This is a genomic window from Fodinibius sp. (assembly GCF_034521915.1).
Taxonomy (GTDB): domain Bacteria; phylum Bacteroidota; class Rhodothermia; order Balneolales; family Balneolaceae; genus Fodinibius.
In genome coordinates, this window is record NZ_JAXHLU010000017.1 from 55216 (window position 1) to 68820 (window position 13605).

Below are 13605 nucleotides of genomic sequence, written 5' to 3' on the forward strand. Positions count from 1 at the left end.
GTTTTTGTAATACATGAGTTTACGATGTGGAATTGTAGGACTTCCTAATGTAGGGAAGTCTACTTTATTTAATGCTTTAAGTGATGCCGGTGCCGATGCGGCAAATTTTCCTTTTTGTACTATTGATCCCAATATAGGCGTGGTGCCCGTTCCCGATGAACGGCTTGATACGTTGTATGATATTGTGGGATCAGAAGAAAAAATTCCCACCAGTGTAGAATTTGTTGATATCGCCGGACTGGTGAAGGGGGCATCAGAAGGGAAGGGGAAAGGGAATGCTTTTCTATCCCATATACGCGAAGTGGATTTGATCGTGCATGTTGTCCGCTGTTTTGATGATGAAAATGTGGTTCATGTGGAGGGAGATGTAAATCCAAAGCGTGATATTCACATTATTGAGGATGAGCTTATCTTGAAAGATTTGGAAACGGTTGAGAAGCGCTATGAGAAACTAAAAAAAGAAGCCAAAAGTGGAGAAAAAGAAACGCTGGAAAAGTTAGATGTTGTAGAACGTCTGAAGGAACATCTTGAATTAGGCAATGCTGCCCGTGCATTCGACGCCGATGAAGAGGAGCGCAAAGCTTACCGAGAACTATTTCTGCTTTCCGATAAACCGGTGCTTTATGCCTGCAATGTTTCAGAAGAAGATCTCGATGACGGAAACGAATGGGTAGAAGAGGTTAAAGAAATTGCTTCCCGTTTTGATGATGAAGTTGTAACCTTCTGTGCAAAAATAGAGGAGGAAATTGCAGAACTCGACGAAGAGGAGCGGCAGATGTTTTTGGATGAACTTGGAGTAGAAAGTGCCGGATTGGAGCGCTTGATTCGTGCCGCTTATAAAGAGTTGGGACTAATTACTTATTTCACCACGGGTCCTAAAGAAACACGAGCCTGGACCGTGCGAAAAGGAGCCAAAGCACCCGAAGCGGCAGGCGTAATTCACAGTGATTTCGAACGTGGATTTATCCGTGCTGAAACTGTTAGTTATGAGACCTACAAAGAGCTCGGTTCAGAAAAGGCTATTAAAAATGCCGGAGAAATGCGTCAGGAGGGAAAAGATTACATTGTCCAGGATGGAGATGTAATGCTTTTCCGCTTTAATGTCTGACGCTGAATAAATTAACTGCCATAAGCTAATTTATAAATCATATTGGGGAAATTTCCGAAGAAATCGGTCCGATGATTGTAGCCATTATTCTTTTGTATCATCCGAACAGCAACTATATTTTTTAGGATAAATCACTAAATATTGTCCACCGTCCCCGGCCGCCTTATAGCCAATAATAGGTCCACTTATTGATTTATCATAGGGAGCAATACTTTGCCCTAATGTAGCTTTTCTAAAACGGGCCAGTTGTTTTCTGTTATCAAATTGACCCATGATAGCATCTACTACACTGCCTTGGCTGTCGTATTCTCCTTTAATGGAGTGGCTTATATTCCTTCTCAACGACCTGTCCCAATGCAAAAGAAGGCAATACACAGAACAGTACAAATTTTCATTAAAGTAAGCTTTCTCATAATGTGAACGCATTTTATTATAAATAGCGTCTTGATTACGAGTGGAGAAAGCCTCTGTTGCACGGTAATTTTTGATAATGTGTCCAGTCGTTAATAGCTATGATAAGATGAGATATAAAGTTTTATTCTGAAGTGGAAATTGCAGATAATGAGATAAAAAATGAACAGAAGAGGGGCATTCAGACAAAACTATTCAAGAAAAGATGAATGTTCAGATCTATTGTTAATCCTGTTTAGCAGCAGTCGTATCAGTTTCGACGAACGAGAATGTTGCCGTATCGGCAGGCACATCAGAAGGTTCTATTCTATCGTGAACTACCCAGGCATTGGGGTAACGCTTTTTGATCAGGCGGGAAAATTTATTGGCTTGTTCTCTAATTTGAAAATCGCCTACATGTACTTTGAAATGCGGTTGCCGGAATGATACATATGCATCTGCTTCATAACCGGCAATGGTAGAATCAGACCACATGCGAAACGAATTAGCAACCGAATCGGCCTGTTCAACATTGCGGGTAGAAAGAATCTGTATTCGATAACCATCATATGGATTTCGATTGACCTGCTCTCCGGCCGAATCAGCCTTCAGATAGATATCGGGGATATCCTGTTTTTGGGATAGATATACGTCACTCAGGCTACTCCGGGTTTCATCAAGTACTACTAAAAATTCAGATAATGGCTCGTCACGGTCAGTGCCCGTGGGATCTTCCTGCTCCGGAGTTGTTTGCTCCGTTGTTTTACAGCTGATGATTCCAAAAACCAACAGGATAACAAAAGAAAATGAAATGTAGCGAGAAAAATGCTTCATAAATTTATAGACCAACAGGATGCCAGGTAGTTTTCGTTTCTTGGAAATCAGTAATGTAATAAGGGGATTGCGCTTCTTCTGACAGCCAATCCTCAACGGGTTTACGTCGGACCCGCTTAAGGTTTAAAGTGGCATTTTCATCAATTTGTTTCCGTTGATCTTGCTCAATATCCGGATCTGTATAAAAGAATGCATTCACATCTTTATGGGTGGTCATATGTTCTAAAAGTTCATCTTTAAATCCAGTTAAAATATTGACCACTCCGCCGGGGACGTCCGAAGAATTAAGCACTTCTGCAAAACTAATAGCGCTTAACGGATACTTTTCGGATGCCAGTATAATACAGGTATTGCCACCTACAATCACTGGAGCCATCACGGAAACCAATCCTAAAAGAGGACGTTCTTCAGGTGCCCAAATATTAACTACTCCCATCGGTTCGGGCATGGAAAAGTTGAAATGGGAACTGGAAACAGGATTTATGGTTCCAAACACCTGCTGGTATTTATCCGACCATCCAGCATAGTAGATTAGACGATCGATAGAAGCTTCAACTTCAGCCTTTGCCTTTTTTGTTTTGTATCCAATTGTTTCAAGTTCTTCAACAAATTGAGCTTTTCGCGTTTCAAGCATTTCGGCAATACGATATAAAATTTGTCCCCGGTTATAGGCTGTTCGTCCATTCCATCCAGGTTGGGCTTCACGTGCCGCAACAACAGCATCTCTCAGATCTTTCCGAGAACATTGGCAAGCATTGGCTAAAATATTGTCATCGCCGTCGTATACTTTGTAATAGCGTCCGGATTCTGTCCGTGGAAAATTTCCACCAACATATGTTTTATAGGTTTTCAAAACTTCAATTCTATCTGACATAATTATAAATTTTGAAAGAACACGGATTCAGCTGATACAATTGCTCTCCACAGGTTAATCTGTTAAGTCCGTGTTATTCATGTTCAATTAAAAATTTCTATTTCAAATTTACATATGGATACAACCCGTGCAGTCCGCCTTCACGGCCTTCACCGCTTTCCTTGTAGCCGCCAAACGGAGAAGTTGGATCAAATTTGTTATATGTATTTGACCAAACCACACCGTTACGAATTTTACTGCCGGTTTTAAAGATCTTGGATCCTTTGTCTGTCCATACCCCGCCCGCTAATCCATAGGGCGTATTGTTTGCTTTTTCGATTCCTTCCTCGGCCGTACGAAATGTTTGGATAGTTAATACCGGTCCAAAAATTTCTTCCTGTACAATGCGATTCGACTGTCCAACATTGGTAAACAGGGTAGGGCGGCAGAAATAACCTGTTTCGGGAATTTGGCAAGAACTTTGATACATCTCGGCCCCTTCGTTAACCCCAATTTCGAGATACTCATTGATTTTGTTGTATTGCTGCTCCGAATTAATGGCACCGACGTCGGTATTTTTATCAAGCGGATCACCAACGATCAGCGTTTCCATACGATCGCGAAGTTTTTGAATTACTGTATCGGCAACGCCTTCTTGAACAAACAGGCGCGAACCGGCACAGCAAACATGCCCTTGGTTAAAGAATATTGCGTTGACAATACCTTCAACAGCTTGATCCAGAGGAGCATCCTCAAAAATGATGTTCGGTCCCTTACCGCCAAGTTCCAGCGTATAGCGTTTGTCCGTTCCTGCCAACGACTTTTTGATGATCTTTCCAACTTCGGTGGATCCCGTAAAAGCAATTTTGTCGATATCATCGTGATTAACGATCGCAGATCCCGTTTGTCCAGCACCGGTAACAATATTAACCACACCATCGGGTAGGCCGGCATCCTTACAGAGCTCTGCAAATTTGAGTGCTGTAAGCGATGTGGTCTCTGCCGGCTTAAGGACCACTGTATTGCCCGTTGCAAGGGCAGGAGCAATTTTCCAGGCCAGCATCAGCAAGGGAAAATTCCAGGGAATAATCTGTCCGGCTACTCCAAGCGGCTCGGCCTTTTTACCGGGAAATGCATAGTCAAGCTTGTCAGCCCAGCCAGCGTAGTAAAAGAAATGAGCAGCAGCGAGTGGAACGTCAACATCACGCGATTCCCGAATTGGCTTACCGCCATCCATACTTTCGAGTATGGCAAATTCACGAGCGCGTTCCTGAATAAGTCGGGCTATTCGGAATATATATTTTCCGCGTTCTTTTGCTTCCAGCGTAGACCAGCTTTTATCAAAAGCCTTGCGCGCTGCTTTTACCGCCTTGTCAATATCCTGCTGGGTAGCTTCGGCAAAAGAGGTCAGTTTTTCTTCTGTTGCTGGATTCAAGGAATCAAAATAGCGACCCTTTTCGGGAGCAACGAACTCCCCGTCAATAAATAGATCATACTGATCTTTATACTCAACATGATCGGCACTTTGAGGAGCATCATCATACTCCCAAAAGCCATCAAAATTCAGCTTTGAACTTGGAGATGTAGGTTTAAATGGCTTTTCTTCAACAGCTTCAGCTTGTTTAGAGTCTTCAGACATAACGATAAAATCTATAAAGTTAATTAATCATTTCGAATATCAGGAGCACATTTGAGGATCAGATGATGGCTATATTTAATCGTTTGAAAAATATTCAACACCCTGGTAAACGCCGGTTTGCTGTTTTACAATCTGCATCAAAAGGTCATTGGTAAGTGAACTGGCGCCAAAGCGAAAGTATTTGGGCGTTAACCAATCGGTGCCCAGCGTTTCCTTAACAAGCACTAAATACTGAATGGCTTGTTTTGCTTTGCGAATCCCGCCCGCCGGTTTCATTCCCACCATGCGGCCGGTATCATAAAAGTAGTCGCGAATTGCTTCCAACATTACTAATGTTACCGGCTGTGTAGCAGCAGGTTTTATCTTTCCGGTGGATGTTTTGATAAAATCAGCCCCGGCGTGCATGGCCAGATCGCTTGCTTTTCGAACGTTTTCATAGGTTTGCAGTTCGCCGGTCTCCAAGATCACTTTAAGGTGAGCATCTCCACAGGCTTCTTTAACAGCGACAATCTCATCGTAAACATAACTGTAGTTGCCTTTCAGAAATTCACCGCGGGATATCACCATATCTACCTCATCAGCGCCATCTTCGACGACTTGTTTCGTTTCTTCAAGTTTGGCGTCGAGCGTAGTCATTCCGCTGGGAAAAGCCGTAGCTACACTGGCAATATTAATATCTGTGCCGCGCAATGCTTTTTTTGCTACTGGTACCATATTGGGATACACACAAACAGCAGCTACGGTAGGTAGATCCGGAAGTGCAGCATGAGGTTCCTTAGCCTTTTGACAGAGCTGAATAACCTTACCCGGGGTATCCATACCCTCCAGCGTGGTGAGGTCGATCATGCTTAGAGCCAGCTTAAGGGCCTGTATCTTAGATTCCTTTTTGATACTTCTGGAATTGAGCCGTGCTACCCGTTCTTCAACACCAACTTCATCGATGGGTACCGTTTTTGTGACTTCAGAAATCTTCAAAATAAAATTGTTCTTTGTTAATACTGACAAGCGTCAAGCGTTGTGTAAAAATGTACTATTACATCCTTTTGAAGGTAAGAATAGATTGTAATTCCCCCAAAATATAACGACTAATTAATCGAGGTAATGAATTTCTGGAGCTTCACAAGTTGTAGGATATTTCCTTATACCATGGTAGAATAGAATTTCGTATGCTAAAAGTTGTAAACCTAAAAAAGGGGAGGTCAATTGAATGAGATAGAGAGCTATGAGAAGTCATTAATTAACATGTCGCCCAAAATATGGGCAACATTTCTTATGGACAATGCTTTTGTATCGGGAAATAAAATTAATGTTGAGTTGGCAGAGACATTTTCCCGAGTAGGTACTTTGATGGACTTTAAACACTTTGTCTGCATCGATCATGTAGAAGCACCTGAGGGTTCAGCGGATGCTTTTTTAACGTACTGTGGAGTGTTGGGCTACGGGGTATATTTGTCGAAATATTACGATCAGGGATTACTTGAACAGCTTCGAATAAAGGCCAATGATCCCAGATTAACTGTTCGGCAAGCAGTGATTAAAGCCTTGCAATATATCGGAAGGAAAAATTTTCGGCGGCTTTTTAAATATATGGATGAGTGGAAAAATGGAACTCCTTTGGAACAGCGAGCCTGTCTGGCTGCTGTTTGTTCTTCAGGTATCATGAAAGATCAGGAGGCTATGCTTGAGGCACTGGAATTGTTGGAATGGGTTACGGCCACGTTTATAGAGGATATTAATTGGGATCAAAATTATAAATTATTGCAAGATGAGGTCGCTCGATGCTGGTCTGTTTTGGTAGCTGAAAATCCCACAAAGGGAAAACAGAGGATGGAGCGGTGGATGAAAGAACGGCATCCTTTGGTAAGTAGCATTATGAAAAAAGTTTACTAAAAGATTCATTACAGGCTCTTGAGCAAGGGTGGGCAACAAGGTGGTTACATAAGCTTCGACATTCTGATAATGGTTAATCCCACAATAGTAATAGATCAAATAACTACAAATGACGTTTGTTTTCGAGGAATTTGAGATTTATACTGCTAATAGTTGACTAATTTATTGGAGGTTTAGAGAGAGTTAAGCTTCAGAGTTTAGGGAGATGCTTTGAAGTGGTGCGTCCGGGAGATGGGATAACCCCCATCTCCTTTTTTTATGTCTTAATTTTTTTGTGTTTGAGAGGCATATATTTCTTTAGCCACTTACGGATAATATTTGCTACTTCTTCTTGTTTTCCGGCTTATTCAAACAAGTGAGAAGCTCTTGGGATGATACTTATCTGTTATACCTCTCTATATGAAAAATTTTATCGAATGCGGTTAAATTTTTTGTAGAACATATAATTCATTTTTTTGCAGAATGATCAAGATTATGTAAGAAATACCCTGTAAGGATTTTTGGTGAATTTTTAATTTGAGACCGATGTATAGATGTAAGGGATATACCTACATCTTGTAGGGGATCTTTTATTATTTTTCTTGTATTAACTGATTAGTATAGTAAATTAAAATTTTATTCAGCTGTTATAGTCATATATTGAATTTAACAATTGTAATGAAGTTGTAAGGGTAAATTTCGTGTGAATAAGGAGTATTATCCTTTAAAAGGGAGTAAAAATGATGCAGAAGCAAATAACTAAAATTCCTGATTCTCGCCAGATACTTGAGCACATAAATCAGGGTATTATCACTATGGATTTAGAAGGGATCGTAACCTTTTGGAATAGTGCCTGTGAAGACATATTTGGCTATTCGAGCGAAGAAATGATTACCCAGCCGTTGAGTAAAATATATCCTTCTATAGCAGAAGAACGATATTATCAGGATATCAAAAAGCTGAAATCGGGAGAAGAAGTTCAGGGACAGTGGAAAAGCATTACTAAAAAGGGAGAAATTATCTGGCTTGATGTACATGCCAGGCCGCTGATGGATAATGATGGAAATCCCGAGGCTATTATTGCTTCAGCACACGATATTGGAGAATTGAAACGAGTTGAAAGGGAACTGGAAGAAAATAAGGCTCTGGCGCAGGCAATTTTGGAAACAACAGTGGATGGGATTATTACTACTGATGTTGAAGGTCAGATTTTGAATGTTAACCATTCTGCTTCTCGCATGTTTGGATATAGTGAGGAAGAAATTACTGGTAAAAATGTGAATATACTTATACCAGAACCTCACAATTTGGAGGATAATTATGTGAATCGGTATTCTGAGACGGTCGAAAAAAATGAAATCGGACATCACATAGAAATGGTGGGCCGGCGTAAAGATGGTTCAACATTTCCATTGGAGCTATCGGTTAGTGAAGTTGAATGGGAGGGAAGGCGTCTATTTACAGGGGTAATCAATGATATTAGTGAACGTAGGCGCCTTGAGCGGGAGATATTACATATTTCGGAGGAGGAGCGCAGAACCCTGGGACAAGATCTTCATGACGGGCTCGGGCAAATGTTGACGGGTATACACCTGATTAGCAAAAATTTAGCTCAGAAGTTAGAGTCCAATGGGATATCTGGTTCTGATGAAGTCCGGGAAATATCTGATCTGATAAAAGAAGCTGATGAGTATGCGAAGGCATTAGCGCATGGATTAGTTCATGTTGATTTTAAAGAAGAGGGGCTCAACGCCGCTTTGGATCAGTTGGCCCTTAGAGTTGAAAAACTTTTTAATATAAATTGTTCAATAAATAATAAGGATAATATAAGTCTGCATAATAATATGCAGGGCATGCATTTATATAGAATAGTTCAGGAATCAATTAGTAATGCCGTAAAACATGGAAAAGCGAGCAATATTACCATTGATCTAAAAACTGATAATGGTTCTTTGAAGCTTACGGTAAAAGATGATGGTATTGGATTTACAGAGTCTCAAAAGCTGAAAAAGAAAACTGGAATGGGAATAAATATTATGCGTTATCGTGCCAGTATTTTATCGGGACGTATTGAAATTTTCGAAACCGAAGACACGCAAACAAAAGTCGTATGTACTATTCCATATAACAATTAAAAACATGGTAAATACTCATGTCTAATAGTTTTAAAAAGAGTATCGTTTTAGTTGATGATCATCCATTAATGCGTAAGGGGCTTGCTCTTACCCTTGATTCTGATCCTGCATTTGAGGTGATTGAGCAACTTGACCGTGGCGAAGAACTTATTCAGCGGTTGGATGATCTCAATCCCGATCTAATTATTGTAGATGTATCGCTTCCGGGCATGAGCGGCCTTGAGCTGGTGAAGCATATAATATCTCAAAAAGAAAATCAGAAAATACTGGTCGTCTCACGACATGATGAGTCGCTTTATGCCGAAAGGGTTATTCGGGCCGGAGCTAAGGGATACGTTATGAAACTGGAAGCCAGTGAGGTGTTACTTAAGGCCGTCAGGAAGGTCTTTAAGGGCGGCATCTATGTGAGTGAAGAGGTGAGCGAACGGTTACTGTTGGGAATGGCACGCGGCCAAAAAGAGGTGATGGAATCGCCGATTGAGAAACTCAGTGATCGGGAATTAGAGGTTTTTGAATTGACCGGTAAAGGGAATACTACGCGCGATATCGCTGAAAAACTTCATCTCTCTGTTAAGACTATAGAATCATATCGTGCCCGGATTAAAAATAAACTTAACCTGGAGAATGCCACTGAATTGATGGTCCATGCTGTTAAATGGGTAGAAACCGAACATTCGGATATTTATTAGCGGAACGTTTTGATGAGAGGCAGTTGTAATAAACATTTGCTAACCACTCGCTCCCATCTTATACAGATCAGGTTTTTAATGTAGGGATATTACCCATTGCTAAATCTCCTTTGCACTTACAATGCTATCATACAACCTATTGCACATCTACTGTCTAACATGGTTTATGTTCAATTTCATTGGTCTTTTACCCAAAAGACAACAACATAAATCATAAAAGGAAGGATAGGAGTTATTATGAAACAACTAACCAGATATCAACCATCGACTGCCCCGGTAAGCAATTTGCGAAGAGAAATGGATCGCATTTTTAATGAACTTATTCCCTTCAGCTGGAGGCTGGATGAAACTGAAACAGGGATGACTACCTGGGCGCCAACCACCGACATGTTTGAAACCGACGGAGAATATATTGTGGAAGTTGAGTTACCAGGACTTTCCAAAAAAGACATCCAGATCAATTGCCAGGATAATGTTTTATCTATCGAAGGAGAACGTAAACACAGTCATAAGGAAGAACGCCCGGGATATTTGCGGAGTGAGCGCTCATTCGGGGCTTTTAAACGCTCAATAATTTTACCGGCTTCAATTGTTGAGGACAAGGTAAAAGCTTCGTTTAAAGAGGGAATTTTGAGAGTGACTGTCCCTAAAGCTGAAAAAAGCAAACGAAAAGAAGTACCAATTGACTAATCACATTCATCAAATAGATTGACTTGAAGGGCTGCGCCACAAAGCGCGGCCTTTTTTATTGGTTTTATAATTATATTGCTAAAAGCAGGCCGAATAAGTTGATGATAGTTTTGTAGATACTATTCTTTGACTCCTGAAAGGAAAATAAAAAGAGTAGTACAAATTGATTAAACAACTGAGAGTACTAAAAATATAGACGGTATATCATGGATGAGAGCATTGGCACAGAAGAGTATCGGGGTATAAAAGATCCGTGGTATAATTTGGCGGCTGAAGAGGTTTGTGAGAACCTCAATACGTCGCAGCAGCGGGGATTGAACTACGCTGAAGCTAATGAGCGTCTGTCATATTGGGGACCTAATAAAATTGAAGCTGAAGAAGGATTAACCCCATGGCAGATTGTGCTTCATCAGTTTAAAGATCCGCTCATTTATATTTTATTAGCAGCTTCTTTCGTAACGCTTATTTTGCAGGATTATCTTGATTCAGCCGTGATTATGGCGGTTGTATTGCTCAATGCAATAATTGGATATATTCAGGAAATAAAGGCCCAAAGTGCCATTCAGGCCCTCGCTAAATTAAGTGCTCCAAGAGCTCATGTCATACGCGATGGACGGGAGATGGAAATCGCCAGCAGTGCATTGGTTCCCGGTGATATCGTATTGTTAAGTTCGGGGGGGCGCATTGCGGCCGACATGCGGCTGATATCCGCCAAAGGGTTAGAAGTAGATGAGTCCGCTCTTACCGGTGAATCAGCAGTTATTCGAAAAACAAGTGATCGTTTGGGGGAAGATTCGCTGTTGCCGGCGGATCAAAAAAATATGGTTTTTGCGGGTACCATTGTAGCCAAAGGGCGGGCAAAGGCCGTCGTTGTCCGTACGGGGGGCGCAACAGAGCTGGGCAAAATTGCCACTTCCGTTCAAGATATCGGAAATGTCAAGACCCCTCTGCAAGAGAAGGTAGACGAGCTTGGACATTACATAGGTTATCTTATTATCGGCTTTGCAGTACTTATTGCAGTTATTGGGATTATTAATGAGATGAGTCCCAACGAAGTATTTATCACGGTCGTGGCTATGGCCGTATCAGCAATTCCAGAAGGGTTGCCCGTGGTTCTTACGGTAACTTTGGCTATTGGCGTAAGCAGGATGGCGAATAGAAATGCGATTATTCGGTCGCTCCCCGCAGTGGAGACGCTGGGCAGTACCACTGTAATTGGTTCCGATAAAACAGGGACACTTACAAAAAATCAGATGACGGTGCGACAAATTTGGGCTGACAACCAATATTTTACCACCGGTGAAACGGGGTATCAGCTAAAGGGAAGGATACTCAAAAACGGCGAATCGACTTCAATAAATCAAGAAAGTGGTCTCTATAAAACATTAGCAACCGGCACCTTGGCAAATGAAGCTGATGTAAGTACGCTTGAATCCGGTGAGCCGCAAGGCGACCCTACAGAAATTGCGCTCCATGTATCGGCTTATAAAGGTGGATTACGCCTGTCTGATATTCGATTATCGATGCAAGAGATTGATATACTACCTTTTGAGCCGGAAAGGCAATTTATGAGTACCTTAAATAAAAGTGGAGATGAGCGGTTCATTTTTATCAAGGGAGCTCCCGAGAAGGTATTAGATAAATGTTCCAAGCAGCTGGTAAACGGGCAAATTGTGGCGATTGATCGATCCAAAATACGTTCAGCAGCCAAAGAAATGGCCGCGCAGGGATTACGTGTATTGGCTATGGCCTATAAAAAAAGCAGCTCTGATATGTTTTTTGAGGATTCGTTCAGTAATGACGAATTTATTTTGGCTGGTTTACAGGGAATGGAAGACCCCATTCGTCCGGAAGTGAAAGAGGCCGTACAAATTGCCTATAAGGCCGGGATAAGAGTGGTAATGATTACCGGAGATCACGTAGATACTGCCGTGGCCATCGGACGCCAGTTGGGTATTGATACTGACGAACAGGGCGCATTGGAAGGGAAGGCCTTGGATCTGCTTTCAGATGAAGAACTTGATATAAAGCTAATGAATATCAATATATTTGCCCGGGTAACGCCGGAACATAAATTCCGCATTGTGGAACGCTTGAAAGCTCTTGATCATGTGGTAGCCGTTACAGGCGATGGTGTTAACGATGCTCCCGCATTGCGAGCGGCCCACCTTGGCGTAGCGATGGGGAAAGGAGGGACTGATGTGGCACGAGAAGCCTCGGATATGGTACTCTCTGATGATAACTTTGCCACCATTACAGCAGCTATTGAAGAGGGACGCATTGTCTTTTCAAACATCCGTAAAGTAACTTTTTTCCTGCTTTCAACGGCTGTTGGTGAATTGATCGTCATTTTTGTTGCCATACTGATGAACTGGCCATTGCCTTTTATTGCCGTTCAAATTTTATGGATTAACCTGGTAACCAATGGTTTGCAGGATATCGCACTAGCTTTTGAGCCCGGTGAACCGGGAATACTAAAACGAAAACCACGTGCTTCCGGCGAAGGTATTTTAACTGGCAGACTGATTGAGCGGCTGGGAGGCGTGGGCATTGTATTAGCTGTTGGAACGCTGTACATGTTTTGGCACACGATGGAGCAAACAAATAATTTGGATATGGCTCGTACCGTGGCAATGACCCAGATGGTCGTTTTCCAGTTTTTCCATGTCTTAAATTGTCGATCGTTGGATCGGAGCCTCTTTAAGATTAATTTCTTCTCTAATAAGTTTTTATTTGTCAGCCTGTTAATGGCTTTATTAGCGCATATTTCGTTGCTCTATGTCGATTTTATGCAAACAATTTTTCGAACTGTTCCACTTACAATCGATCAATGGATTATGATATTTGGTGTCGGTTCTTTAGTGATATTGGGCGGTGAACTCGACAAAATAGTGAACCACTGGCGTAAGCGTTTTATTGGCTGATATTTTGCCCTTTGTAGGGGAAAAGCTGACAGTGAAGTGGGGTATTACCTGTAGTAAGCCATTGTCGTTTTTTTATAAATATCTGTGAACCAAATATGTACAGAGGGCCGTTATGAAATCCAAAAAAATCAGTAAGCGTCAGTGGCAAAAGTATTTTGATACATTTTCATTAAAATACTTAAAAGATGAACAGCCTGAATATATTGAGATCCAAGTACTTTCAGAGGATATAGGAGCGCAGCATGAGATTAATTGGACGCCTCTGAAAGGCATCACTTACGATCCCAAAAGTGATATCCTTGAAATACAGATCGATAAATTGGATCATCTGATTTCCCAGCCAAAAGAGATTTTCGTAAACGAAGAGGAAAATAGTTGGCTTAACGGGATGATGGTTGTTCGTCGTGATGGTGAGAAAAGTATTGTCGACATCAGATAAACAGAAATATCAAAAGGGACAGAAATCATCAAAAG

Annotated in this window: 12 protein-coding genes; 7 read left to right on the top strand and 5 right to left on the bottom strand. The window is 41.5% G+C overall.

Annotated elements, in window-relative coordinates:
* The first annotated feature begins 13 nt into the window (after positions 1–13).
* Positions 14–1108, top strand: coding sequence for a redox-regulated ATPase YchF (gene ychF, locus U5J89_RS12690; protein ID WP_322576009.1), 1095 nt, complete (start codon positions 14–16; stop codon positions 1106–1108).
* Between the two features lie 84 nt (positions 1109–1192).
* Here ychF and U5J89_RS12695 read toward each other — a convergent pair whose 3' ends face one another.
* The 5 genes from U5J89_RS12695 to deoC form a co-directional block, all read right to left on the bottom strand.
* A complete protein-coding gene (locus tag U5J89_RS12695) occupies positions 1193–1450 on the bottom strand; it encodes a hypothetical protein (protein ID WP_322576010.1) in 258 nt (85 codons plus the stop codon).
* A 294-nt stretch (positions 1451–1744) separates the two neighbouring features.
* Entirely contained in the window at positions 1745–2332 is a 588-nt protein-coding gene (locus tag U5J89_RS12700) for an SPOR domain-containing protein (RefSeq protein WP_322576011.1), read from the bottom strand.
* Positions 2333–2336: 4 nt separating this feature from the next.
* Positions 2337–3206 carry an aldehyde dehydrogenase family protein gene (locus tag U5J89_RS12705; RefSeq protein WP_322576012.1) on the bottom strand — a complete coding sequence of 290 codons (870 nt, stop codon included), beginning with the start codon at positions 3204–3206 and terminating at the stop codon, positions 2337–2339.
* A 97-nt stretch (positions 3207–3303) separates the two neighbouring features.
* Entirely contained in the window at positions 3304–4824 is a 1521-nt protein-coding gene (locus tag U5J89_RS12710; RefSeq protein ID WP_322576013.1) for an aldehyde dehydrogenase family protein, read from the bottom strand.
* 75 nt (positions 4825–4899) lie between these two features.
* Positions 4900–5799, bottom strand: coding sequence for a deoxyribose-phosphate aldolase (deoC, locus tag U5J89_RS12715; protein WP_322576014.1), 900 nt, complete (start codon positions 5797–5799; stop codon positions 4900–4902).
* A gap of 228 nt (positions 5800–6027) precedes the next feature.
* Between deoC and U5J89_RS12720 the strand changes: the two genes are divergently transcribed.
* From U5J89_RS12720 to U5J89_RS12745, 6 genes are all read left to right on the top strand, one after another.
* Positions 6028–6714 carry a hypothetical protein gene (locus U5J89_RS12720; RefSeq protein ID WP_322576015.1) on the top strand — a complete coding sequence of 229 codons (687 nt, stop codon included), beginning with the start codon at positions 6028–6030 and terminating at the stop codon, positions 6712–6714.
* Between the two features lie 719 nt (positions 6715–7433).
* A complete protein-coding gene (locus U5J89_RS12725) occupies positions 7434–8828 on the top strand; it encodes a PAS domain S-box protein (RefSeq protein WP_322576016.1) in 1395 nt (464 codons plus the stop codon).
* Positions 8829–8845: 17 nt separating this feature from the next.
* Positions 8846–9517: a response regulator transcription factor gene (locus U5J89_RS12730; protein WP_322576017.1), complete on the top strand. Its 672-nt coding sequence runs from the start codon at positions 8846–8848 to the stop codon at positions 9515–9517.
* Positions 9518–9754: 237 nt separating this feature from the next.
* Positions 9755–10207: an Hsp20/alpha crystallin family protein gene (locus U5J89_RS12735; protein WP_322576018.1), complete on the top strand. Its 453-nt coding sequence runs from the start codon at positions 9755–9757 to the stop codon at positions 10205–10207.
* A gap of 206 nt (positions 10208–10413) precedes the next feature.
* Positions 10414–13131, top strand: coding sequence for an HAD-IC family P-type ATPase (locus U5J89_RS12740; protein ID WP_322576019.1), 2718 nt, complete (start codon positions 10414–10416; stop codon positions 13129–13131).
* Positions 13132–13243: 112 nt separating this feature from the next.
* Positions 13244–13570 (top strand): DUF5335 family protein, encoded by a 327-nt coding sequence (locus U5J89_RS12745; RefSeq protein ID WP_322576020.1) that lies wholly within the window; start codon positions 13244–13246, stop codon positions 13568–13570.
* Positions 13571–13605: the final 35 nt, after the last annotated feature.